Origin of the sequence: Halosimplex aquaticum, assembly GCF_028747785.1 — an archaeon.
Lineage (GTDB): Archaea > Halobacteriota > Halobacteria > Halobacteriales > Haloarculaceae > Halosimplex > Halosimplex aquaticum.
Map to the genome: position 1 here is coordinate 2,479,391 of NZ_CP118158.1, position 24,054 is coordinate 2,503,444.

Here is a 24,054-nt window from a genome sequence, read left to right on the forward strand (position 1 = left end):
GATTGGTGGCTTCGGTCAGTTAGTTCTCGCGGGCTGAACACCTCGTTGCCTCGGTGCGTACACCCCGAGTCTATCGAACTCGTCTTCTACGAGCGACCTCGGCGGTATCTCTTTTCCAGGTGGGTTTCCGGCTTAGATGCGTTCAGCCGTTACCCCGTGTGGCGTAGCTGCCCGGCAGCGCCCTCTCGGACGACCGGTACACCAGTGGCCACCATCCGTAGTTCCTCTCGTACTATACGGACGTTCCCGTCAGATACCAATGACACCCCCAATAGATAGCAGCCGACCTGTCTCGCGACGGTCTAAACCCAGCTCACGACCTCCTTTAATAGGCGAACAACCTCACCCTTGCCCGCTTCTGCACGGGCAGGATGGAGGGAACCGACATCGAGGTAGCAAGCCACTCGGTCGATATGTACTCTTGCGAGTGACGACTCTGTTATCCCTAAGGTAGCTTTTCTGTCAGCAATGGCCCGCATCGAGCGGGCGAATTGGTTCGCTAAACCACGCTTTCACGTCAGCGATCCTCGTTGGGAAGATCACTGTCAGTCCATCTTTTGCTTTTGCACTCTTCGCCGCGTTTCCGACACGGCTGAGATGGACTTGGGGCGCGCTCGATATCTTTTCAAGCGCGTACCGCCCCAGTCAAACTGCCCGGCTATCGGTGTCCTCCGCCAGGAGTGAGGGTCACAGTCACTACCGGGTAGTGTTTCATGAGTGACTCGGCGACGTGCTAGCGCACGCACCTGTGTAACGTCTCCTACCTACCCTGCACAGTAGCGACCATGTCCCAGCGACAGCCTGCAGTAAAGCTCTATAGGGTCTTCGCTTCCCCTTGGGGGTCTCCAGACTCCGCACTGGAACGTACAGTTCACCGGGCCCAGCGTTGGGACAGTGAGGCTCTCGTTGATCCATTCATGCAAGCCGCTACTGAAGCGGCAAGGTACTACGCTACCTTAAGAGGGTCATAGTTACCCCCGCCGTTAACGGGTCCTTCGTCCTGTTGTACCAGGTGTTCAGATACCCGCACTGGGCAGGATTCAGTGACCGTACGAGTCCTTGCGGATTTGCGGTCACCTATGTTGTTACTAGACAGTCGGAGCCCCCGAGTCACTGCGACCTGCCCCTTCCCGGGGCAGGCATCCCTTATCGCGAACTTACGGGACTAACTTGCCGAATTCCCTAACGCCGGTTGTTCCCGACAGGCCTAGGCTTTCTCCGCCATGGGCACCTGTGTCGGTGCTCGGTACGGACACCGTCCTCGTCTTTTCACGGGCCCCAGGTTGAACCGAATTTCTCTGTCCCGCCGTTCGTCCGCTTCGTGCCATTACGGCTTCCACGGAGTTGGACGGTTCGACCGGGCGATGGCCCGGCTCGGTATACCCCAGGGCGTCGACTTTGAGTGGACGGTGGCACAGGAATATTAACCTGTTTCCCATTTCGATCTGCGCGGGTTACGACAGATCTTAGGACCGGCTAACCCTCAGCTGACGAACAGTGCTGAGGAACCCTTGCCCTTTTGGCCGTCAGGATTCGCACCCGACTTTCGCTACTACTATGACCAGGATTTTCGTTTCTAATCGGTCCACACGAACTCTCGGCCGTGCTTCCACCCGATCAGAACGCCGACCTACGCGGTCAGAAGTTGAAATCTGCGGTCAGGTATCGGTGGTGGACTTGAGCCCCGATCATTTTGGGCGCCTCAAACCTCGGCCGGTAAGCTGTTACGCTTTTCTTAGAGGGTAGCTGCTTCTAAGCTCACCTCCCGGCTGTCTAGGGCTTGAGACCACCTTCGATCGCACTTAGTCCACACTTGGGGACCTTAACCCGACTCTGGGTTGTCTCCCTCACGGTACACAGGCTTACCCCGCGCACCGAACTCCCTGCGTCGACAGCGTTCGTAGGTTCGGAGTTTGACAGCACGGCCGACCTCTCTCGAGGGCGGTCCGCGCAATCAGTCTCTCTACCCCACGAACTACCTCGGCAGGGGTAATGCTTCGACATTTTTCGGTCGGAACCAGCTGTTGCCGAACTCGATGGGCCTTTCACCCCTACACGTAGGTCACGAGAGGGTGTTGTAAAACACCAACTCTAACAGACCTCCACGTGCCTTTCGGCACGCTTCGTCTTGCCCACGCGTAGATCGTCCGGTTTCGGGTCGTGTCAGTTTGACTCCCCGCGCTTGAACACGGCGGCCCTGGCGCAAAGCGCTGCGGCCATGTCGGTTTCCCTATGCCTTCCCCGATGAACGGGTTAGACTCGCCAAACAGACACACTCCCTGGTTCGTTTTTCAAAACGTACGACGGAACATCGGCTCCCGTTCGGTCCTACTGGAGGCTCGCGCCTCTGTCGTTTTCGAACGGGCCTTGTATGCCCCGTCGCTCCATCGCCACCTGATTTCAAGCCCTATTGCACCTCCCTTCTGAGGGTACTTTTCAGCGTTCGCTCGCGCTACTTGTTCGCTATCGGTCTCGAGGAGTATTTAGCCTTGGCAGTAGATGCCTGCCGTATTCTCGAGGGATTTCCAACCCCCGGTACTCCGGAACCGGCACACGTCGTAGTTGGTTCTGTTACGGGGCTTTCACCCTGTATCGCGCTCCGTTCCAGGAGACTTCACAGAAACGTTCCGACGCTGCAAGCCGGCCCAATACACCACATTGGCCGTGAGGCCTTCAGTTTGGGCTGTATCGCGTTCACTCGCGGTTACTGACGATATCTCGGTTGATTTCTTTTCCGACCGGTACTAAGATGTTTCAATTCCCGGCGTTCCCCATTGCGCGAAGCAATTGCGGTGGGGATTCCCATTCGGAAATCCGCGGTTCTTCGCCTCCATGCGGCTTCCCGCGGCTTATCGCAGCTTGGCACGTCCTTCGTCGGCACTCGAGCCGAGCTATTCACCAGGTGGCATAGTAGCCACGTTAGTGGAGAAGGTCCGGTGAGGACCTTCAATGTGGAGGTCCACAGAGGGACCTCCGAATGTGTGGAGATCCGGATGGATCTCCTACGTCATCGTTGGACTCGATGAACGAGTCCAGTGGACGCCTGGATCGCACGTACACACAGTCTCATTTGCACACCCACGGGTGAGGTGGTGTCTGCATCGACCCTTCCCATCCGCGTTCACACGGGATGGTGCACCGGTCTTCGTACTACGATTCGAATGGAGTGTCCCACTTAAGGGACACGGTTCGAATCGCCGTACGTGACATGGACCCACTGGGATTTGAACCCAGGGCCTCCGCCTTGCAAAGGCGGCGCTCTGCCGCTGAGCTATGGGCCCGTGTTAGCCCTGGTAGTTCGTAGGTGCCCGGACTGCGAACGGTCGGCGGACGCTAACAGGTGGGCTGGGGCGTCGCCCCAGTCCCGGTCAGTAGGAGGTGATCCAGCCACAGATTCCTCTACGGCTACCTTGTTACGACTTAATCCCCCTTGCGGAGCCCAGATTCGACTCGGGTATCCGAGCCTCATCCGGACCCCACTCGGGTGATTTGACGGGCGGTGTGTGCAAGGAGCAGGGACGTATTCACCGCGCGCTTCTGACACGCGATTACTACCGAATCCAGCTTCATGAGGGCGAGTTTCAGCCCTCAATCCGAACTACGACCCGGTTTAGGGGATTAACGTCACCTCTCGGTGTTGTAACCCACTGTCCAGGCCATTGTAGCCCGCGTGTTGCCCAGCACATTCGGGGCATGCTGACCTACCGTTGCCCGTTCCTTCCTCCACGTTAGCCGTGGCGGTCTCCGTAATGTACCCAGCCATCACAAGGATGCTGCTGGCAATTACGGACGCGGGTCTCGCTCGTTGCCTGACTTAACAGGATGCCTCACGGTACGAGCTGACGGCGGCCATGCACCTCCTCTCAATGGCTCCAATAAGGTCATCAACCTGATCTTCACTGCACATTGTCGGTGCTGGTGAGATGTCCGGCGTTGAGTCCAATTAAACCGCAGGCTCCTCCGGTTGTAGTGCTCCCCCGCCAATTCCTTTAAGTTTCATCCTTGCGGACGTACTTCCCAGGCGGCTCGCTTCTCGGCTTCCCTACGGCACAGCGCAGGCTCGTAGCCTGCGGCACACCTAGCGAGCATCGTTTACAGCTTGGACTACCCGGGTATCTAATCCGGTTCGAGACCCAAGCTTTCGTCCCTCACCGTCGGGTCCATCTTCTCGAGGCGCTTTCGCCACCGGTGGTCCGTCCAGGATTACGGGATTTCACTCCTACCCCGGACGTACCCCTCGAGTCCTCTGGCCCCAAGCCGAACAGTTTCCGCTGGACGCCCACGCGTTGAGCGCGTGGATTTCCCAACGGACTTGCTCGGCCGGCTACGGACGCTTTAGGCCCAATAAAATCGGCCATCACTCGTGCTGCCGGTATTACCGCGGCGGCTGGCACCGGTCTTGCCCAGCACTTGTTCCTGTACCACCTTACGGTACAGAAAAGCGAGGACGTTGTATGTCCTCGCACTCGGAGTCCCCCTATCGCACTGTCGTGCAGTGTAAAGGTTTCGCGCCTGCTGCGCCCCGTAGGGCCCGGAATCTTGTCTCAGATTCCGTCTCCAGGCTCTTGCTCTCACAACCTGTACCGATTATCGGCACGGTGGGCCGTTACCCCACCGTCTACCTAATCGGCCGCAGCCACATCCTCTGGCGCCGGAACGTTTCCGGCTCACCCCACCCCAGGGTGTGAGCCGTATCAGGAATTGGCCTCAGTTTCCCGAGGTTATTCCCGTCCAGAGGGTAGTTTGGCCACGTGTTACTGAGCTATTTGCCACGGGTCTGAACCCGTGCGACTAGCATGGCTAAGTCGGACTCCGATAGCAATGGCCTCCGGCAGGATCAACCGGAATGTCCCCTGCAGAGCAGGGGGGTTAGGCGGGAACACACTCGAATGAGTGTGATCTCGATCGCTATCGTCGTGTAGCATCCGGCGACACACGGTCACAGACCGGGTATCACCGAACTACCAGGGCTAACATCAGATTCCATCTGTACGGCGGACCGCAGGGGTGGAATCCTCATTCCTTCGGACCGTAATGTAAGCCGACGGCGATATATAACGCCTTCGACGTCGAACCGGTCCGACGGGCGGGTTACCGCAACCCCGGCCGGGAACGGTCGGTAACCCGACCGCCCGGCGGGGGCGTGTGCCCCGCGCCGCTTCGTACCAGATTCGATGGGGGTGTTTTACTTAAGGCCGTCGGATCGGCACCCGCTTCGTCACGGGGTTTCATGGGACGGAATCACAGGAGCGCGGACCGCGGTCCGGTAGCGCCGCTTTCGGGATCGGAATGTCGCGTGGAAGGAGAGCGGCCGGTCATCCCGCGCATCGTGCGCCCGGTCCGGCCGAGTGGGAGCCACGCGTTCGCAGGTCAGTCAGCGATCCCTATGTAGTTCACGCACGCGACCGAGCGTCCGCGCGGGCACCTGCCGCTCGGCGCGGATTCGTCGAGGAGGGTACTCGGAGAGGAATACCGCCGGCCGGCTCAAATCTCGTCCAAGTGCTCGACGCCCTGTTTCGACACGTTGGCCTTCGTGATCTCGTCGACCTCGTTCATCCACACGTCAGAGGGGTCGTCGGCGTCCCACTCGTTCATGTCGACGTCCGGCGGCGACTCCTTCCAGGACCACCCCTCGTAGACGTGGACCTTGTGGGTGCCTTTCTCCCGTAGTCGGATCGACTCCCGTTCGGCCGCCTCCTCGCTGCTCGCCGGGCTGAGTCGTCGCGCGGCCTTCAGTGCCGCCTGCCGAGGTGTGCTCCCCGAAAAGACGCTGTCTTCCTCGCCGTTCTCCGTCCTGAGCGCGAAGTTGCGCTTGTCGCTGTCGGGTGCCATTGGTTCGACCGCTCCATGCGAACCCAGCACATGATTCATTATAAAAATACCCCCGGATCGCGGCGCGTGCTGGCGATTCGTTTATATACCCCTGTCGAAACCCCGCCGAACCGGCCCAGATTTCCGATGTTCGCACCGAGAATTAATCTCGCGCGCGCCGGACGGCGGCCGGGACGGCCGTCCGTCGGTGCGGAATCCGGGCGCGCACGGTAGACTTAAGTGTATCCTGCGGCGAAGGGCCGAATAGGATAGCGCGATGGTGCGAAAGAAGAAGCTCAGCCCGAGTGGCGCCAAAGACGAGGACGGCGAGTACCACAACGTCCACATCAACATCCACGAGGACGAGCTGGCCGTCGCCGGGATGGAGATCGGCGACGAGGTGTTCGTCCGGGTCCGCGACAACAAGATCATCATTCAGAAAGCCGATCCGGACGACGTGGAACACGAGTTCTGATCCCCGGCCGGTCCAGCCCCGCTTCCGGGGCCCCACACATGAACGCCTACGATATCGCCAAACCACTGTTGTTCTCACTCCCCGCCGAGACCGCCCACACCCTCGGCCACGGCGCCGTCAGGCTCGCAGGAACGGGCCCGTTGGACCGGGCGCTCGCGCGCCACTACGCCGTCGACGACGACCGGTTGCGCGTCGACGCGTTCGGCCAGTCGTTCCCCAACCCCGTCGGAGTGGCCGCCGGCTTCGACAAGAACGCCGAGGCCGCCCGCGGGCTGGCCGCGCTGGGCTTCGGCTTCGTCGAGGTCGGCGGCGTCACCGCCGTCCCGCAGTCGGGTAACCCCCGGCCCCGCATGTTCCGCCTGCGCGAGGACCGCGCCGTCATCAACCGCATGGGCCTCAACAACGACGGCGCCGCGGCCGTCGGTGAGCGCCTCGCAAACCTGGACGCACCGGTCCCCGTCGGCGTGAACATCGCCAAGTCCGAGCACGTCGACACCGCGGGCGCGCCCGCGGACTACCGGGCCACCTACGAGGAGGTCGCCGCCGGCGGGGACTTCTTCGTCGTCAACGTCTCCTGTCCGAACTCCCAGGGGTTCGAGGAGCTACAGAACCGCGAGGCGATGACTGCCATCCTCACCGAACTCCAGGAGGCCGGCGCCGCGCCGCTGCTCGTCAAGCTCTCGCCGGATCTCCCGGAACCGGCCGTCGCCGACACGCTCGACCTCGTCACCGAACTCGGACTCGACGGCGTCGTCGCGACGAACACGTCCACGGAGCGCCCCGACACGCTACAGAGCAAGAACCGCGTCGAGACCGGCGGGCTCTCGGGCGCACCCATCGAGGCGCGCGCGACGGAGACGACCCGTTTCGTGGCCGAACGGGTCGACGTGCCCGTGGTCGGCGTCGGCGGCGTCGCCACCGCCGAGGACGCCTACCGGAAGATCCGCGCGGGCGCCAGCGTCGTCCAGCTGTACACCGCCTTCCTCTACCGCGGCCCGTCGATCGCCCGCGAGATCAACCGCGGCCTGCTCGACCTGCTGGAGCGCGACGGCTTCGACTCCATCGAGGACGCCGTCGGCGCGGACCTGGACTGACACTCCGGTCTGCGGGCCGCCGGTCGACCGCCGTTCACTCGATGTCCTTCCGCCGGAAGACGGCGACCGCCAGTCCGACGAGCGCGAGCGTCGCGACGGCGAGAACGAGCGCGTCGGCGACCGCGTACTCGCTCTGGCGGAGGACGGCGTTGGGGTCGACGTAGCGCGTCGGCGAGACGGCGCCGACGGCCTCGAAGTCAGTCCCGGTCAGGAGCGACTCGCCGAAGAAGAGCGCCACCAGAACGCCGACTGCCGCGCGCTGGGCGAGGCTCGCGCGGTCGAAGACCACGGAGGCGACGAGTCCGATGCCGGCGCAGGTCGTCAGGTAAGGAAGCGAGAGGAGATGCAGCGCGACCACGTCGGCCGCGGGAACGGGGTAATCGACGACGGCCGTCCCGCCGACGACCACGACGGGGACGACGGTCGAGAGCGCGACGAGCGGCACGATGAGAGAAGCGAACTGTTCGAGGACGACGCGGGCCCGGGAGACAGGCAGCGAGAGGAGCATGTCCATGCGCTCGCGTTCCACGTCGGCGGCGATCAGCGACGCTGCGGCGTACGCAAAGTAGAGGCCGACGATCAGCAACCAGCCGAAGGTGTAGAGTTCGGAGGCGAGATACCCCTCCATGCTCGCCAGCGACTGGACGCCGAAGGCCTTCGAGAGCGCCTCGGGGTAGGCTTCGAGCAGCCGGTCGATGTCGGCGCCGAGGCTCTCGGCGAACGTGGGGTAGACGAAGATGTAAAGGAGCGCGAACGCGCTGAGCGCGGCGGTCGCGACGGCGGCCCCGCGGGCCCGGTGGCGCCCCTCGAACCGCGCGATCTCAAGCATCGGGGCCCCCGTAGAACCGCATAAAGACCTCTTCGAGCGGCGCTTCCTCGACGTCGAGGTCGACGAGTGTCAACTCGTCGAGACAGTCGAGGAGCGCGTTCACGTCACCGGTGAACGTGAACGTGCACTCGGTGACCGGGCCGTCGACCGGCGAGCGCTCGCCGGTCGAAGCGCCTCCGTCGGCGCCGGTCGGGGGAACGTCGGCGCTCGCACTGCAAGACACGTCGTGGACGCCGTCGAGGTCGAACGCGGCCGCGTCGACGTCGCCCGCCACGCGCACGCGAACGAATTTTCCGGTGCGGTGGAGGAGGTCCGCGACCCGTTCGGTCGTCGCGAGGCGCCCGTCGCGGAGGATCCCGACGCGGTCGCAGACCCGGCGGACCTCGCTGAGGACGTGCGAGGAGAGGAAGACCGTCAGTCCGCGCTCCCTCTCGGCGTCGACGAACTCGTTGAACGCCCGCTGCATGAGCGGGTCGAGACCGCTCGTCGGTTCGTCCATCACCACCAGGTCGGGGTCGTGCATGAACGCCTGGACGAGGCCGAGCTTCTGGACGTTCCCCGTCGAGTAGTCACGGACCTTCCGGTCGATCGGCGGGTCGAACGTCTCCAGGAGTTCCTCACGGCGCTGCTCGCCCTTGATCGCGCCGTGGAGGTCGAGTATCTCACGGCCGGTGACGTCCTCGTCGAACGCGGGGTTGGCGGGCAGGTAGCCGACCCGTCGCTTGGCGGCGATGAGTTCCGCCTCGTCGGTCACGTCGTGGCCCAGCACCGTCGCGCCGCCGCTGGTGGGCGACTGGAAGCCCATCAGCGTGCGGATGGTCGTCGTCTTCCCGGCGCCGTTCGGGCCGAGGTAGCCGAACACCTCGCCCTCCGCGACGGAGAAGGTGACGTCGTCGTTGGCGAGGACCTCGCCGTAGTCCTTGGTGAGTCCCTCGACCTCGATTGCGGCCATGGACCCCTATCCGCCCGGTCGCGGGATATAGCTACGGGCGACCTCCGGTCCCGGCGCCACCGGAATTATGCCAGCGACGGTCGAACCGGCCCGCATGGACGCACAGGACCGCGTCGCCGCGTTCGTCGACGAGCACGACATGGACGCCGACCCCGTCTACCGGGTCCTCGACCTGGCCGCCGAAGTCGGGGAGATCGCCGCCGACGCCGCGAAGTCCAGCGAGTACGGCGGCGCTCCCGAGGATCTGACCGTCAGCGAGGACGAACTCGGCGACGCGCTGTTCTCGCTGCTGGCGACCGCCGACGCGCTGGATATCGACGCCGAGGCCGCGCTGGACGAGTCGCTCGCGAAGTACGAACGCCGGCTGGACGAGTCGGGGGACGCCGGGTCGGACCACTCGGAGTGACGTATGTAATCGACGAACCGCGGAAATCGCGGTGAGAAAGGTCTGTTACTCCCGAAGCGCGTCCAGATCGAACTCGAAGGCCGCCACGGGCACTTCCAGGTCGTACTCGACGAGCACCTTCGGGTGGACTTCGCCGATGACGCCGACCTTCTCGCCGTCGATGACGACGTCGGCCGTGCGGCCGGAGACGAAGGTAGGGTGTTCCGTCGGCGGGGTCGCCAGTTCGACGTCGAACGAGCGACACAGCGCCTGGAGGCTGGCCTTGGCGTCCTCGTAGGAGGCGTCGTGGCGGGCGAGCGCGGCGGCGACGGTCTGGCGCTCGGCCATCTTCGTCGCCTCGCCGTCGTCCTGCTCGGCGGCGAAGCCGACCTCCGAGAGGTGCTGGGGGTACGAGCGGTGCGTGTTGTTCTCCAGGACGAGCATCACCGAGGGGAGCGCCCACGTGCGGACGATCTCGTAGTCCTCGCTGTAGGGCTCCTGGATGACGGCGGGGTCGCCGCCGCCGAAGGCGTCGCTGCCGCGCTCCACGTCGAGGCGGTCGTAGTTGGCCTCCTCGCTGATGAGGTGGAAGTTGAGCAGGTCCTCGAACCCGAGGCCCACGAGGGAGGTGCGGGCCGCTCGCTCCAGGCGGGAGCGCTCGTGGCGACCGCCGACGGTGGAGACGTCGGGGTAGCGCGGTTCGAGTTCGTTGAAGCCGTAGGCGCGGCCCACGTCGTCGATGACGTCGACGGGGTGGAGCACGTCGACGCGGTAGGGCGGGATCTCGACCTCGTAGGCGAGGTCGCCGGTGTCGGCGTCGGGGTCCTCGGCCCTGGCGTCGAGCCCGGCCCGTTCCATGAGGTCGACGACCTCCTCGCCGTCGAGGCCGATGCCGAGCGTCGACTCGATGTCGTCGTGGGCGACGGTCTTGGTCTTGGTCTCGAACAGCGGGCGAGTGAGCGTGTGGCCGGCGTAGTCGCCGGAGGCGTCGTCGGCGTACTCGACCTCGACCTCCTCGACGCGGCCGCCGCGGGCGTCGAGCGCGTAGCAGACGATGGACAGCATCTGGTCGATCGTCCGCTGGTCGGTGCCGGTCATCTCGATGAACAGGTCCCGGGAGTCGGTGGTCACCTCGGTGCGCTTGCCGTTGATGACCGGCGGGAACGAGAACAGGCCGATGTCGTCGTAGATGGCCGGCATCCGCTCGTAGCTCTCGACGAGATCGGCGAACTTGTGGGCGGTGTGGTGGCCCATCAGCACCTCCTGGGGGTTCATCTCGTGGTTCTCCTCCAGCGGGACGAACGTGTCCTCGCGCTTGCCGATGCCCGTGTACCGGACGGACTTCCCGCCGGGAGAGGCGGTCTCGGTCCGCGGGTCCTCCTCCTCTTCGGGGGTGTTCTCGCCGCCGCTGGCGGCGACCTGGCCCTTGAGCATGGTCAGGTCGTGGACGCCGATGGCGCCCTTGGCGCGCTGGCGGCCCATCGTCGCGTGGAGCTTCTCCTGGAGCTGGATGAGCGACTCCAGGGCCGCGTCGTCCATGTCCAGCCCGCGGACGACGGCGCCGGTGACGTAGGGGCGCTCGTCGGGGACGTCGGCGTCTACATGGATTGTCCACTCGGCGTCGTTGGTGTTCGGGACGTAGACGCCGCGGTCGTCGCCGTACTGGTAGCGCAGCGAGCGGGCGACGCCCTCGACGGAGAGCCGGTCCAGTCGATCCGGCGCGAACTCCAGTTCGAACTCGCCGTCGTCGCTCTCGCCCTCGTACTCTAGCCCGAGGGCGAACAGGTCCTCGCGGAGGTCGTCGTCGTCTTTCTCGTCGTGACCGGTCAGCTCCCGCAGCTCGTCGGGGTCGATCTCGACGGTGGGCATCAGTACACCACCTCCTCGTTCCGCAGGAAGTCGAGGTCGACGAGCGTCCCGTGGACGTCGCGGATGTCCTCGGCGCCGGTCGCGAGCATGAACAGCCGCTCCAGGGCGAGTCCCCAGGCCATCACGTCGGCCTCGACGCCCAGCGGTTCGAGCATCTCCGGGCGGAAGATGCCGGAGTTACCGATCTCGATGAGTTCCCCAGTTTCAGGATGGCGGCCGAACAGCTCGAAGCTCGGCTCCGTGTAGGGGTTGTAGTGCGGTTTGAACTCGATGTCGGTGATGCCGAACTGCTCGTAGAACTCGGTGAAGGTGCCCATGAGGTCGCGGACGGACAGATCCTCGGCCATGACCCACCCCTCGATCTGGAAGAACTCCAGCAGGTGGGTCGCGTCGAGCGTGTCGTTGCGGTAGGCCTTCTCGATGGAGAAGTAGCGCTGTGGCGGCTCGATGTCGCCCTCGGCGACGCCGGCGAGGTGGCGCACCGAGAGGTTCGTGGTGTGGCCGCGCAGGGCGAGCGCGCGGGCGAAGTCATCGTCCCACGGGGAGTTGTACCCCTCGCCGTCGGGGCCGACGCCGTTGCGGTGGGCCGACTCGACGGCCTCGACGAGGTCGTCGGGGAGGTCCTCGCGGTCCATCCGGGCGGGCTCTTCGAGGGCGAAGCGGTCCCAGTGGTCCCGCGCCGGGTGGTCCTGGGGCATGAACAGGCAGTCGTGGATGTAGAAGTCGGCGTCGACGTGGGGGCCCTGCATCTCCTCGAAGCCCATGCCGACGAGGACGTCCTTGACGCGCTCGGACATCTCCCGCAGCGCGTGTGGTTTGCCGCCGTGGACCGTCTCGGCGTCGGCCTCGACGTTGTACTCGGCGAACTCGACCTCCTCCCACTCGCCGGAGGTCAGCAGTTCGGGCGTCACCTGGCCGACGGTCTCGGCGACTTCCAGCCCCTCCATCAGGGCGTTGACGCCCTCGTCGGTCAGCGTGACTTCGAGGACCGTGTGCTCGCGTTCCTCGAGGAGCCCGCGGCGTTCGAGTCCCGCGACGGCCGCCTCGTCGGCCTCGTCGGGGTCGACGTCGCCTTCCTCGCCGCGCAGCGTCTCGAGGAGGGCGCGCTCGGGGTCGGCCTCGAGGTCGTAGTCCTCGTCGACCTCGATGGTGCCGCTGTCGATGGTGCCCATGCCCTTCCGGGCGAAGTTCGAGAGGGCGATCTCGACCTGGTCGTCCTCCAGGCCGCCGCGCCCGAGAGCCTGGCCGAGCTCGATCGGCCCCTCGTGGGCGTCGTTCGAGAGGGCGCCCACCCAGAGGGTGTGTTCGGGCAGGCCCTCGTAGGCGTACTCCTCGCCCTCTTCGGTGAGCGCGAGTTCGCTCTCGGTGCGCTCGGTGACGGTGAGCAGCCCTCGCTCTTCGAGGTCGAAGGCGGCGCCGCGGACGGCGGCCTCCTGCTCGCCGGTCTCGTCGGCGATCTGTTCGACTGGTGTGGGGTCGTCCGCGCTCGCGGCCTCGAGCACGGCGACCTGCGTTTCCGGGAGTTTCATTCGTTGTCGCTGTATCTGCGTGGTCGTCAGTTAACGATTCTTGTTGCGCCGAGCGCGTCGGTACGGACGGCTGCGCGCGGAGAGCGCGGCTCGGCGCCGGTCGGCGCGGACGGTTTCCGCCGGGGCCACCGGAGTCCGTTTCGACACGGACCTTCGGGCCCGGGCGTCCGCCGTCCGTCAGGCGCCGGAGAAGAATCCGAACCCGAACCCGGACCGCGCCGCCGGGGCTCTGCGGGCGATACGTCCCGTCGTGGGTTCGGGTGCCATACGTCACAAATCCGCGCCGCCGCCGAAAAGCGTTCCGGACTCGGCGGTGGCGCGGGGTGGCACGGGCGGGACGGTGCGGACGCCGTCGCCGCCGCCACGGCCGCGCCGTCGTGGCAACGTCTATGGGGACCGACCGCAAAAGGCGGGTATGGACCGCATTCGCAGCGCCCTGTTCACGTTTGGGACCAACTTCCTCGTCGGCTACGTCCTCGGTCGACTCCTGCGGGGCCGAGACGCCGGCGTCCGCGCCGGGATGGCCCTCGGGAGCCTCGGGGCCGTCGCCAGCTGGCGCCTGACCGGCCGGTTCGACGCCGACGTCGTCGAGCCCGCGTCCGAACCGATCGAGATAGAGATCGACGAGTAAGCGGCACGACCGACCACAGAAGCCGCAGTTCGAGGACAGACGGCCGCGTCAGCCGCGTCGCTTCGCGGCCACGTCCAGGTCGATGTCGAGTTCGTCGAGCTTCTCTTCCCACTCGGCGCGTTCGTCCTGGTGGTCTTCGAGGAACTCGGCCATGAGTTCGGCGGCCTGCTCCTTGCACCCGCCGCACAGCCGCTCGCCGCCGACGCACTCCTCGTAGACCTCCGTCGCGAACTCGTCGTCGTCGCCCGCGAGCAGGTAGGCGTACAGCTCGTAGACGGGGCACTCGTCGGCCTCGCCGCCGAGTTCGCGCTGTTCCTCGGCGGTCTCGCGCCCGCCGGTGGTCGCCGCCTTCACCTTGTCGTAGCCGTCCTCGGGGTCGTCGAGCAGGGAGATGTGCGAGGCGGGCACCGACGAGGACATCTTGCCGCCGGTGAGGCCGGTCATAAAGCGGTGGTAGATCGAGGAGGGGGCGCGGAAGCCGTAGCCGCCGTGGTCGACCTCTATCTCGCGGGCGAGGTCCTCCGCGTCGGCCCGCGAGAGGTCGAAGGCGTCGACGTGTTCGTCGTAGACGCGCTTCTCGCCGTCGACGGCCTCGATCAGCGCGTCGAAGGCCTCGTCGGTGGCGTTGCGCCCGAGGAAGCGTGTCCGCCGGCGGATCGGCTCCATCCCGGCGTTCTCGAGTTTGGTGAGGACGCCCTCGACGGTCGCCGGGTCGTAGCCCGCCGACTCGTAGTCCCCGCGGTCTGCGCGCAGCGCCTCCGCGGCGTCCTCGCAGCGGAGGGTGTCGTCGCTCTCGTCGCGGTCCGCCGTCAGATCCGCGTAGAGTTCCGAGAGCAGCGCCCGCTCGTCCTCGTCGTCGACCTCGAAGCCGGCGAAGGCCTCGGTGACCCGGAAGTAGCGCATCCGCGCGGCCAGGTCGCGGGCGAAGCGCATGTGCGGGTCCTGGTCGGGTCCGACGGGGATGACGGTGGGTCGCGGCTCGTCGAGTTGCGGGTAGAGGATGTCGGCCATCTGCGTGACGACGCTCTGCATGTGCGAGACGTCCGTCTCGCCGTCGAAGTCGTATATCGCCTGGAGTTCCGAGAAGTTCGCCTCGACGCCGAGTTCGAAGGCCAGGTCCTGCACGTCGCGGTTGGTGGACTGGCGGTAGAGTTCGCCCTCCTCGGGGTCGAATCCGAGCGCGAGCAGCGAGAGGACGTAGTCGCGCGCGTGAGTGTCGATCTCCTCCCACGTCAGTCCGCGGGCGCTGTGTGCCTCCAGGTCCGCGATGAGGCCGTAAGCGTCGCCGCCCTGCTGCTGGTGCCAGATGATCTCGTCGAAGACGAGCTTGTGGCCGATGTGCGGGTCGCCGGTCGGCATGAAGCCCGAGAGCGCGGCGAAGTCCTCGCCCTCGCGCATGGCGCGGGCGACGGGGCGGTAGTCGCGGTGGCCGAAGATGACCCCGCGGCGCATCAGGTAGTGCGGGTCGGGGACCTCGGGGAGCAGGTCGTCGAACTCCTCGATGCCGAACTCCGCGAACAGTTTCCGGTAGTCCGAGACGGTCGCCGACCCCCACGGGTCCAGCGCCACGTCGTCGGCCCCCTCGGCGTCGACCCCGCCGTCAGAGCGAAGCTCTGACGAGCCCTCGCTCGCTTCGCTCGCGAGGACGCCGTCGGAACGCAGTTTCGACGAACCTCGCCTCGCGTCGCTCGGCTCCCCTCCGTCCGCGCGGAGGGCGTCCGCGTCCGGACGCTGCTCCGCCGGGTCAGAATCGGGCGAATCGGATGTCATCGATTGCGATACACTCGCGCCGACACGCACTAATACCGTTCGCTTTGCCCACCCCGCTCCGTCCGCGCCGAGGCGCCAACTTCCTCCCGGGGACGCCACCGCCGCAAGTTTTAAATCCCGGGCGTACGAATTTGTAAGTGAAGAGTAAACTTCACCCAATTAGTAAGTTTTATTCGGGAGCGGCGGCTACGGTAGTTTCCCGGGAGGAGCGAGGTCTCTCGGTCGGACGGGTACGGACGCACCGCACGGCGACCAGCCACGGCACCTCTACATGACAGTGCACGCACCCTACGGTTTCCCGGCGGACGACGGATCGGAGACGGACGACACCGACGAACCCGAAGACGAGGGCGGAGAGTTGGACGATGCCGAAAGCGGGCGGTCGGGCGGCCCGACCGGGCCGACCTGACCCGACGGCCGATCGGACTGCGGTATCGCTGCCGAGGACTGGCGGACGATTTCGACTCCATGAGCGACGCAACTCACGACGACACCATCGACTGGCACAGTTTCTGGACCGAGGCGGACGAGACCGACCGCGCGGACGCGGGCCCGAGCGCCCATCACGCGACCGACGCCGTCGCGGACTTCATCGCCGAGACCCGCGTTCCCGACGCGTTCGCGGACGTGGGCTGTGGCCCCGGCCACGCCGCCTTCGCGGTCGCCGAGCGCTATCCCGAGACCGAGGTCGTCGGCTACGACGCCGCCGAACCGGTCCTGGAAGAGAACCGCGACCGGGCCCGAGAGCGCGGCGTCGAGAACGTCGCCTTCGAGCGCGCGGTCCTCCCGGCGTTCGACCCCGACCGCGAGTTCGACGTCGTCTTCTCGTACTTCACGCTCTGCTACGTCGCCGACATCGAGCGCGCCCTGCGAGAGCTGTACGACGCGGTCGCTCCCGGCGGCTATCTGGTCTTCAACTACCAGAACCGGCTCGCACGCGCCCACTGGCGGCGGATGGCGGAGAACCCCGAGCAGTTCCTCGGCGAGGACTCCCAGTTCGACGCCGACCGCTTCGAGGAGCGATTCCGACTCCTGCTGGACGGCGAGAACCTGCTGTCCTACGATCGGATCCACGACGCGCTGGGTACCTGGCCCCAGAGCGTCTGGTCGGTCGTCGAGAAGCCCGACACCCGGTGGGCCTGGCGTCACCACCCGCTGGTGTACGTGCCGAAGTAGGTCGGCGGGGACCGGCTACCCAGGACGGTGCGAATCGGACGACTGCGGGATCGGAAACACTGACGGCCGCGGCCGTCCAATCAGTGATATGCCAGGACCGGTCTTCCTCGCCGGCGACCGAGTGACCCTCCGCCCGGCCGAGCGCGACGACGTCGATTTCCTCCTCGAGAACCGGAACGACCCGGCCGTCCGGGCGGGTCGGACCGCGAAGTATCCGAGCGGCCGCGACGACGTCGAGACGTTCCTCGGCGGGACGATGGGCCGGAACGACCAGTCGATCGGCCTGCTGGTCTGTGTCGACGAACGACCCGTGGGGTACGTCCTGATCAACCGGGAGCGGATGGGCGATTCGGAGTACGACCGCGGCGAACTCGCGTACTGGATCGCGCCGGACGAGTCGGGGAACGGGTACGCCACCGAGGCGAGTCGGGTGCTCCTCGACCACAGTTTCGACGGGATCGGCCTGCACAAGGTCGTCGCGCGAGCGTTCGAGTCGAACGATGGGTCCCAGCGCGTCGTCGAAAAGCTCGGGTTCACTCGCGAGGGCACCTTCCGCGACGAGGCCTACGTCGACGGCGCGTGGGAAGATTACTACCGGTACGGATTGCTCCGCGAGGAGTGGCGAGAGCGGCGGAGCGAGTAGCTGCCTCGTGGAACTTCACGCCCGACCCGTGGCTTCACGGCGTCAGCCGGGTCACCGAGAGCCACTCGACGTCGCCGCCGCCGGCCTCCCCGTCGTCGCCGACGAGCGCGAACACCATCGTCTTCCGCACGCCGTGGGCCAGCCGGACGTCGAGCGCCAGGTCCCGCGGCGAGAAGGTGTGCCCGGCGGGGAACACCCGGACCAACAGCTCGGAGTGGCCCAGGTCCTCGACCGACTCCACGTCGGCGTAGGTCCGGAAGTCCGCGCCGAACTTGTAGCCGGTCTTGGGGACCACGCCGCGGTCGCGCAGCGACTCGTAGACGCGCAGGCGCCGGTCGAAGCGTTCGCCCTCGACATCGCGGCCGCGAGCGACGATGGGATCGGTGCGGCCGTCGACCTCCAGTAGCCCCTCGCGAGCGAGATACGCCGCTTCGAGTAGGGAGAGCTGGATCACGTCGCCGCGCTGGTCGTCCAGCGGCTGTCCGTAGAACGCGCGCTCGTAGAGCGCCTCGGGCGGGTCCCACAGCAGGACGCGGTCCGACAGCAGTTCGCCCGAGACGCCCTCGGGCAGATCGGCGTCGCTCGTCCCCGATATCTCCCGGTGTTCGGTCTCCAGGTAGGTGAGTTCGCTCTCCTCGTCGACCACGGCGAGGACGAGGTCGCCGAGATCCGCCGACGGAACGCCCTCGCGCTCGCTGACGACGGCCACGCGGTAGGCCACCTCGTCGTCCCACGGGCCCGAGCCGCGGGGGTAAACGACGAAGTCCACCGCGGGGTCGTCGATGGCGCTCCGGGCGGCCGACGAGTCGGTCCACCCCGCGCGGGCGGGCGAGAGGTAGAACCCGCGGTCGCGCAGGTCCTTGTAGACGAGGAAGGCCGTCTCCGAGACGGCCGCGGAGGCGAGGAACGCCCGGAAGTCCATCGCCTCGCCGTCTGAACTCTCCACGGCGTCGAGGTCGCCGCGGTAGAGGAGGTGCGCGGCCTCGACGGGCGCGAGTTCGAGCGCGCCGGCGTCGACGGGGTGGCCGTATCCGCTGGAGTCGTAGAACCGCTCGCGGGCCTGGTCCCCCGCCCGCACAACGTCACCCGAGAGCGTCGCTTCCATGAGTCACCGGAACCCGTCTGCGCTGAAAGCACCTGCGATCACGGGTCGAAAGTGGCCGTTAAGTCGCCAGCACAGCCACCGCGAACGGCGCGGGAGCGTCCGGATCCGTCCACGCTGGTTCAGCCGTCGCTGATCCCGAGGCGGTCGAGACGCGACGGTCGTCCAAAAGACACTCCACAGACCCGCGAGACATCGAGTCATGGACGCGGTCTGTTTCGACATGGACGGAGTGCTGGTCGACTCGGAGGACTACTGGCACCCCTACGAACGTGACGACCTGCTCCCGCAGATCGGCCTCGACGACCTCGACCTCGACGAGATCACGGGGATGAACTACCGGGAGATCTACGACTACCTGGTCGAGACCTACGAGATCGAGATGGCGCGCGCGGAATTCCTCGCGTGGTACGACGAGGCCGCGACGAGCATCTACGGCGAGGAGGTGCGCCTGCTCGACGGCGCCGGCGACCTGCTCGCGGCGCTGGACGAGCGGGGCGTCACCCTCGCCCTCGTCTCCTCGTCGCCCCACGACTGGATCGACGTCGTCCTCGACCGATTCGGCCTCAAGTTCGACGCGGTGATCAGCGCCGACGCGCTGGACGGCCCGGGCAAGCCGGAACCCGCCGTCTACGAACACGCCGCGAGCGAGATCGGCGTCGACCCCGCCGACGCGGTCGCCGTCGAGGACTCCGTCCACGGCATCGAGTCCGCGAGTCGCGCCGGAATGTCCGTCGTCGGCTTCCGCCACGGAGCCGCCGACGAGACCGACCGGGGCGCCGCGGACTACGTGGCCGATTCGCCGGGCGACCTGCGCGAGTACCTGCTCGCCCGAGCGGACGAGTGATCGGCCGCACTGGCACTTCTGACACGGTGGTCGCGCTCAGGCGGTTCGGTACCCCAGGTCGGGACCGTCTGATCGGAGGTTCACAACGTCGGCGACGAGTCCGTCGAACGCGTCCGCCGTGTCGGGGTGGAAGAAAAACACCCAGCGCATGGCGCGACCGCGGCCCAGCCGAACCAGCGGGAGCGCGCCTGTGAGGACGCCGTGGGTTCCGCTGTCGAGCGTGCCACCGTACGTGACCCCGTCCCAGACAGCGTCGTCGCCCAGGACCGGCGGCGCGACCGCCCAGGCGACGTAGACCGCGCCGGCGTCGCGCGGCCTCCAGGCCTGACAGATCCCGACCGTTCGCGGCCCCCACCAGAACAGTTCGAACACGTGGCGGTCACCGACGGCCGCCGCGTCGCTGGGCACCGGGTCCACCAGCGATTCGGCGCGCTCGGGGTCGACCCGCTGATGGTCTGTATCGGTCACCGTCAGGGGCGTCGCTCCCGCGCTGGGAGACTGCGTCGACCGATGACACCTGTCAAATCCCTCGGCCAGTTCTTCCGCCGCCGCCGCGCCGAGAGCGACCCAGCTGCGATACTGACCGTCCCCGGCCGGACAGCCGCGGTCACCGAGCCACACGATCCCCTCCGCCTCCGGAGCGGCGTCGGGAACTTCGAATGTCTGGTCACCCGGTGAACTCGCGATTCCCAGCGCGCCCGTCTCGGGACCGATCTGCCAGGCGACGAAGATTCCGCCGGCCCCCGCGGCCCACGGCTGAAACGTCGCCGAGACCGCCGGTCCGCCACCGACGGGTGAAACCGTCGTCTCGACGGGGTCGCCGGCCCGAGTCGCGGCGTCCGGCGCGATCCCAGACGGCGCTTCGTCAGTCATGCGACCCACTGTGCGGCCGTCGCCCAAAAGGGACGCGGTGGCCTCACCACCAGCGACAGCGATGGAACAGGGCCGATCTCGACGCCGGAGCGACGACCGGTCAGGTCTGCTCGCAACCGGTATCGAGACACCGCCGGCCCGAGGGCGTCTCGAAGACCGGCAGCCCGCAGTCGCAGGTGCCGTCGATCACGCCGGTCGGGATGCCGAACCCGGTGTCGCAGTCGGGGTAGCGCTCGCAGCCGGCGATGAGCCCGCCGCGGCGGAGCACCCGCAACTCCCCGTCGCAGTTCGGACAGTCCCACTCGCGGTCGAAGCGCTCGGTGACGCGGTCGTCGATGGACTCGCACTCCCGGTCGACACAGACCTCGAACGCCTCGCCGCGCTCGACCCGCAACAGGGGGAGCCCGCACATCGGGCAGGTCTCGTCGAGGACGGCCGCGTCCCGCGGGACCGAGTACTCGTCGTCGCAGTCGCCGCACCGGACGGCTCCGCCGGCGAGGACGAGTTGTCCGTCGCAGACCGGACAGTCACCGACCGGGATGCCCGCCCGCGAGACGGGGTGGCGCGCGCTCCCGTGTTCGTCGTGGATTTCGACGCGGAGGCGCTGGTCGCCCTCGCGGGCGTCGAGGACCCCGTCGACGAACTGGACGCTGTCGGCCCTGGTGAGCCACGCGACGGGCTGGTAGCCGTCGGCGTCGTGGACCAGCACCGTGTTGTCCGGCTTGACCACCGTCACTACGTCGCCGCGGTGTTCGCGTTCGCTGCGCCCGTCGAACGTCGTCGTGCAGTCGCCCGCGACGACGCGCACCTCGTCGTGCATGGGTCGGCGTGGTCGCGCTCTCGGACTTAAACGTCGGGGAGGGTGCGGGGCAGTAGCGGAGGGGAAAACGAGGAGAGCGGAGACGGAGGGGAACGGGCGGAGGGCGTCGGTCGACAGGTGACCGCGGTGGAGAGGGAAGGTTTCGAGCGTTAGTCCTGGTTGTAGCCGTGACCGAGCCGGAGCGCGACGACGTTCGCGATCAGCAGCGCGGCGAACAGCGGCGCCCGCTCGGCGGCCGAGCCCGACGCGACGAGCGCGAGCATCGCGAAGGGCAGAACGACGGCGGACCAGAAGCCGGCGAACTGGGCGGAGCCGACCAGCAGCGACTGGAGGAACCGTGCGCCGCGGTTGGACGAGAGTTCGGGGACGGAGCGACGGAACGGGGAGGCACTGGACATCTGTTGTCACCTACTACTCACTTGCGTCCACTACCCCATATAAAGGACAGACCGCTAGCGTGATTTCGCGCCGTTTGACGCGAATCGGCCGATTTAGCCGGTGCCGATCCGACCTTTCAGTTGATTTCCTAACGTTTTACAACCGGCTCATATCAGACGAGAACGTTTAGAACAAGATCTAATCGAGTTATCCGGATTTGGCCATCCGACGGATAGTCCGGGCGGTCGAGCGCCGGCCGCGCCCGGGGTGAACGAGCGGTCACGGGCCGCTCGCTCGTGCGCGGACGTGCCCGGCGTGGAACGACACGTCGGCGCGGACTGACCGACCGCGTCGTGCGGGCTGTGCGCTCACTCGACGCGGACCGATCGAGTCTCGACGACCGGGTGGAGCGGCAGTTCGGGGAAGGCGACCTCGATCGCGTACTCCAGTTCGTCGGCGTCGCCGCCGAAGACGCCGACCGGGAGGTCGGCCTCGCCGAGGTAGCGGTTCATGGACGTCATCTCGATCCCGTTCACGGTCACGCGGAGGCCAGCGCGGGCGTCCCCGCCGACGTTCCGGACCGTGACCTCCTGCATGTCGTTCTCGCCGGCGGCCACGGCGTCGGGGAAGTCGCCCCACTCGACGACGACGTTGGGGAGTTCGCCGGCGCTCTCGATCACGCGTTCGGCGACGCCCTCGGAGAGCCCCGCGGACCGGAGGCCGTCGACGCCGGCCTCGCGGACCTCGGCGGGCGTCGTGATCCCCTCGGCGGCGAGCTTGCTCGCGCGGCCGGACGCGACCCCGTCGATGGCGGTCAGGCCGACGGCGTCGTCGCTGATGCCGTTCTCGATGCGGGCTTCGATGCGGCAGGCGAGGTTGGCGGCCTCGGCGCCCGCGAGGCGGTCGAGGAACGCCCGCAGCGCCGCGAGCAGGCGCAGGGCGTTCTGGGTGATGACCCAGGCGTCGCTCTGTAGCTCGCCGGGCGTCGTCCCGCGCATCCGGGATTCGAGGATGGCGAGCACCTTCCGACCGCCGGGCTCCAGGTCCTCGGTCTGGCCGAGGACGGCCGCGACGGCGTCTCGCTCGTCGGATCGCGCGCTGACGCTGTCGAACTCGGCGGCGGTCGCGATGGCGCGGAGGATCGCGTCCTGGCCGAGTTCGCCGTCTTCCTCGGCCCGTTCGGCCAGGTCGGCGAACTCCCGCGCGGTGTCGAGTCGCAGGTAGAACTTCGAGGCGAGTCGACCGAGCGGCGTGGGTTCGAGGCGCATGTCCTCGCGCTCGACGAACCCGCGGGCGACCAGCGAGCGGAGCGTGTCGCTCACCCGCTCGCGGAGCGCGCTCTCGGAGGCGTACTCGTCGGGGGCGCTCTGGGCGCGGACGTAGTAGAAGGTCGTCTCTAACCAGTCCATCACGTCCTCGATGTCGCCGATGGTCCCCAGCGCGATCTCGGCGTTGAGGTGGGCGTCGAGGTCCTCCGCGAGCCGGGACTCGATCTCCTTGCCGTCCCGCAGGAGCGTCCGGTACTTGTCGGCGTCCGCGGAGTCGCAGACGACCCAGGCGTACCCCTTGTCGTCGTACCCCGGTCGGCCCGCGCGGCCGAGCATCTGGAGCACGTCCAGCGGGCTCATGTCCACCTCGCCTTCGAGGGGGTCGTGGAGCTTCGTGTCGCGGATGACGACGCAGCGGGCGGGGAGGTTCACGCCCCACGCGAGCGTCGACGTGGAGAAGAGGAGCTGGAGCTTCCCCTCCTTGAACCACTGCTCGACGAGGTTCTTGTCGTCCTTCGAGAGCCCGGCGTGGTGGAAGCCGACGCCGTCCAGCACCGACTGCCGGAGCGTGTCGTTCGAGAGGTCCGAGGCGTCGGTGTGGAAGTCGTAGTCGCCGCGGGCGCCCATCGGGATGTCGCGCTCGACGATCTCGTCGCGGGCCTTCTTGGCGGCCTGGACGGTGTCCTGCCGCGAGGAGACGAACACGAGCGCCTGTCCCTCGTCGCGGATGTGCGGTTCGGCGATGTCGAGCGCGCGGTACAGGCGGCGGTACTTGTCGGCGAAGGCGTTGTCGCCGTGGGTGTAGGTGCGCACGTCGGCGTGCAGCGGGACCGGCCGGTACTCGTCGCCGAACTCGAAGGTGTTGTCGGCGGGGGCGTCGAGCCACCCGGCGACGTCGTCGACGTTCGGCATCGTCGCCGAGAGCGCGACGACGCGGGGGTCACAGAGGCGGCGCAGGCGCGACACCGTCACTTCCAGCACGGAGCCGCGCTTCTCCGAGTCGAGCAGGTGGACCTCGTCGATGACGCAGCAGTCCACGTCGGTGATGAAGGAGTAGCGCGGCGAGTCGTGTTTCCGGGTGGCGGAGTCGGCCTTCTCGGGCGTCATCACGAGGATGTCCGCCCGTTCGGCGCGGCGGGGGTTCAGGTCGCGCTCGCCGGTGACGACGTAGACCGAATACCCGAGGTCCTCGAAGCGCTCCCACTCGCTCTCCTTCTCGTTGGTCAGGGCGCGCAGGGGCGCGAGGAAGAGGGCGGTCCCGTCGGCCTCGATGGCTTCGCAGATGGCGACTTCCGCGAGGGCGGTCTTGCCGCTGGCGGTCGGCGCGCTGACGACGACGTTCTCCTCGGAGTCGAGCAGCGCAGGCAACACCGAACACTGCATGGCGTTGAACCGCTCGAACGGGAACGCGTCGGCGTAGTCGGGCAACACCTCGGCGACCGCCAGTTCCGTCTCGCCGTCGGCGTGGCGTGACACGACAGGAGGCGGGGGCCCCGTCGCCATATGCGTTTCTATGCCGGAGTGAAAGTGGTCGCGGGCGAGCGCCGGACCCCGACCCCGGCGGTGCCGAAGGCCTATAACGAAAACTCCCGACCGTGATGA

General features: G+C 67.0%; 19 protein-coding genes, 1 tRNA gene and 2 rRNA genes. 8 read left to right on the plus strand and 14 right to left on the minus strand.

The window, feature by feature from the left end; translation table 11 throughout:
- The 4 genes from PSC72_RS12535 to PSC72_RS12550 form a co-directional block, all read right to left on the minus strand.
- Positions 1-2,923: ribosomal RNA gene (locus PSC72_RS12535) — 23S ribosomal RNA — on the minus strand.
- 286 nt (positions 2,924-3,209) lie between these two features.
- Positions 3,210-3,281, minus strand: a tRNA-Ala gene (locus tag PSC72_RS12540).
- A gap of 92 nt (positions 3,282-3,373) precedes the next feature.
- Positions 3,374-4,848 (minus strand): 16S ribosomal RNA (locus tag PSC72_RS12545).
- Together the 16S and 23S rRNA genes with 1 tRNA gene alongside form the textbook arrangement of a ribosomal RNA operon.
- A 636-nt stretch (positions 4,849-5,484) precedes the next feature.
- Positions 5,485-5,832, minus strand: coding sequence for a non-histone chromosomal MC1 family protein (locus PSC72_RS12550; protein ID WP_274321748.1), 348 nt, complete (start codon positions 5,830-5,832; stop codon positions 5,485-5,487).
- 256 nt (positions 5,833-6,088) lie between these two features.
- Between PSC72_RS12550 and PSC72_RS12555 the strand changes: the two genes are divergently transcribed.
- The gene (locus tag PSC72_RS12555) at positions 6,089-6,286 is read left to right on the plus strand and encodes a hypothetical protein (protein ID WP_006882158.1); all 198 of its coding nucleotides are present in this window, start codon (positions 6,089-6,091) and stop codon (positions 6,284-6,286) included.
- 38 nt (positions 6,287-6,324) lie between these two features.
- Positions 6,325-7,380 carry a quinone-dependent dihydroorotate dehydrogenase gene (locus PSC72_RS12560; protein WP_274321749.1) on the plus strand — a complete coding sequence of 352 codons (1,056 nt, stop codon included), beginning with the start codon at positions 6,325-6,327 and terminating at the stop codon, positions 7,378-7,380.
- Positions 7,381-7,414: 34 nt separating this feature from the next.
- On the opposite strand, the gene PSC72_RS12565 is transcribed toward PSC72_RS12560, so the two are convergent.
- Together PSC72_RS12565 and PSC72_RS12570 are read right to left on the minus strand one after the other, a co-directional pair.
- On the minus strand, positions 7,415-8,209 hold the full coding sequence (locus PSC72_RS12565; protein ID WP_274321750.1) for an ABC transporter permease subunit: 795 nt from the start codon (positions 8,207-8,209) through the stop codon (positions 7,415-7,417).
- On the minus strand, positions 8,202-9,161 hold the full coding sequence (locus PSC72_RS12570) for an ABC transporter ATP-binding protein (protein WP_274321751.1): 960 nt from the start codon (positions 9,159-9,161) through the stop codon (positions 8,202-8,204). Before PSC72_RS12570 ends, PSC72_RS12565 begins: the two co-directional genes overlap by 8 nt.
- Before the next feature lie 94 nt (positions 9,162-9,255).
- Between PSC72_RS12570 and PSC72_RS12575 the strand changes: the two genes are divergently transcribed.
- Positions 9,256-9,567, plus strand: a complete 312-nt coding sequence (locus PSC72_RS12575; protein WP_274321752.1) for a MazG nucleotide pyrophosphohydrolase domain-containing protein — start codon at positions 9,256-9,258, stop codon at positions 9,565-9,567.
- A gap of 45 nt (positions 9,568-9,612) precedes the next feature.
- On the opposite strand, the gene pheT is transcribed toward PSC72_RS12575, so the two are convergent.
- Together pheT and pheS are read right to left on the minus strand one after the other, a co-directional pair.
- Positions 9,613-11,415 carry a phenylalanine--tRNA ligase subunit beta gene (gene pheT / locus PSC72_RS12580; protein WP_274321753.1) on the minus strand — a complete coding sequence of 601 codons (1,803 nt, stop codon included), beginning with the start codon at positions 11,413-11,415 and terminating at the stop codon, positions 9,613-9,615.
- Positions 11,415-12,944, minus strand: coding sequence for a phenylalanine--tRNA ligase subunit alpha (gene pheS, locus PSC72_RS12585; RefSeq protein WP_274321754.1), 1,530 nt, complete (start codon positions 12,942-12,944; stop codon positions 11,415-11,417). The genes pheT and pheS overlap by 1 nt, the downstream gene beginning before the upstream one ends.
- Before the next feature lie 415 nt (positions 12,945-13,359).
- Between pheS and PSC72_RS12590 the strand changes: the two genes are divergently transcribed.
- Positions 13,360-13,575 carry a hypothetical protein gene (locus PSC72_RS12590; protein ID WP_274321755.1) on the plus strand — a complete coding sequence of 72 codons (216 nt, stop codon included), beginning with the start codon at positions 13,360-13,362 and terminating at the stop codon, positions 13,573-13,575.
- Between the two features lie 48 nt (positions 13,576-13,623).
- On the opposite strand, the gene PSC72_RS12595 is transcribed toward PSC72_RS12590, so the two are convergent.
- Positions 13,624-15,345 (minus strand): tryptophan--tRNA ligase, encoded by a 1,722-nt coding sequence (locus tag PSC72_RS12595; protein WP_274321756.1) that lies wholly within the window; start codon positions 15,343-15,345, stop codon positions 13,624-13,626.
- Between the two features lie 271 nt (positions 15,346-15,616).
- Here PSC72_RS12595 and PSC72_RS12600 point away from each other — a divergent pair, with 271 nt between their 5' ends.
- From PSC72_RS12600 to PSC72_RS12610, 3 genes are all read left to right on the plus strand, one after another.
- Positions 15,617-15,754, plus strand: coding sequence for a hypothetical protein (locus PSC72_RS12600; protein ID WP_274321757.1), 138 nt, complete (start codon positions 15,617-15,619; stop codon positions 15,752-15,754).
- A 59-nt stretch (positions 15,755-15,813) separates the two neighbouring features.
- On the plus strand, positions 15,814-16,521 hold the full coding sequence (locus tag PSC72_RS12605) for a class I SAM-dependent methyltransferase (protein ID WP_274321758.1): 708 nt from the start codon (positions 15,814-15,816) through the stop codon (positions 16,519-16,521).
- Between the two features lie 88 nt (positions 16,522-16,609).
- Positions 16,610-17,164, plus strand: coding sequence for a GNAT family N-acetyltransferase (locus tag PSC72_RS12610; RefSeq protein WP_274321759.1), 555 nt, complete (start codon positions 16,610-16,612; stop codon positions 17,162-17,164).
- A gap of 34 nt (positions 17,165-17,198) precedes the next feature.
- Here PSC72_RS12610 and endA read toward each other — a convergent pair whose 3' ends face one another.
- Positions 17,199-18,269 (minus strand): tRNA-intron lyase, encoded by a 1,071-nt coding sequence (gene endA / locus PSC72_RS12615; protein ID WP_274321760.1) that lies wholly within the window; start codon positions 18,267-18,269, stop codon positions 17,199-17,201.
- Positions 18,270-18,468: 199 nt separating this feature from the next.
- Between endA and PSC72_RS12620 the strand changes: the two genes are divergently transcribed.
- A complete protein-coding gene (locus PSC72_RS12620; RefSeq protein WP_274321761.1) occupies positions 18,469-19,113 on the plus strand; it encodes an HAD family hydrolase in 645 nt (214 codons plus the stop codon).
- 36 nt (positions 19,114-19,149) lie between these two features.
- On the opposite strand, the gene PSC72_RS12625 is transcribed toward PSC72_RS12620, so the two are convergent.
- The 4 genes from PSC72_RS12625 to PSC72_RS12640 form a co-directional block, all read right to left on the minus strand.
- The gene (locus PSC72_RS12625; protein WP_274321762.1) at positions 19,150-19,986 is read right to left on the minus strand and encodes a hypothetical protein; all 837 of its coding nucleotides are present in this window, start codon (positions 19,984-19,986) and stop codon (positions 19,150-19,152) included.
- 100 nt (positions 19,987-20,086) lie between these two features.
- Positions 20,087-20,806 carry an endonuclease NucS domain-containing protein gene (locus PSC72_RS12630; protein ID WP_274321763.1) on the minus strand — a complete coding sequence of 240 codons (720 nt, stop codon included), beginning with the start codon at positions 20,804-20,806 and terminating at the stop codon, positions 20,087-20,089.
- Positions 20,807-20,955: 149 nt separating this feature from the next.
- A complete protein-coding gene (locus tag PSC72_RS12635; protein ID WP_274321764.1) occupies positions 20,956-21,204 on the minus strand; it encodes a hypothetical protein in 249 nt (82 codons plus the stop codon).
- Positions 21,205-21,552: 348 nt separating this feature from the next.
- Positions 21,553-23,898 carry a DEAD/DEAH box helicase gene (locus PSC72_RS12640; RefSeq protein WP_274326172.1) on the minus strand — a complete coding sequence of 782 codons (2,346 nt, stop codon included), beginning with the start codon at positions 23,896-23,898 and terminating at the stop codon, positions 21,553-21,555.
- Positions 23,899-24,054: the final 156 nt, after the last annotated feature.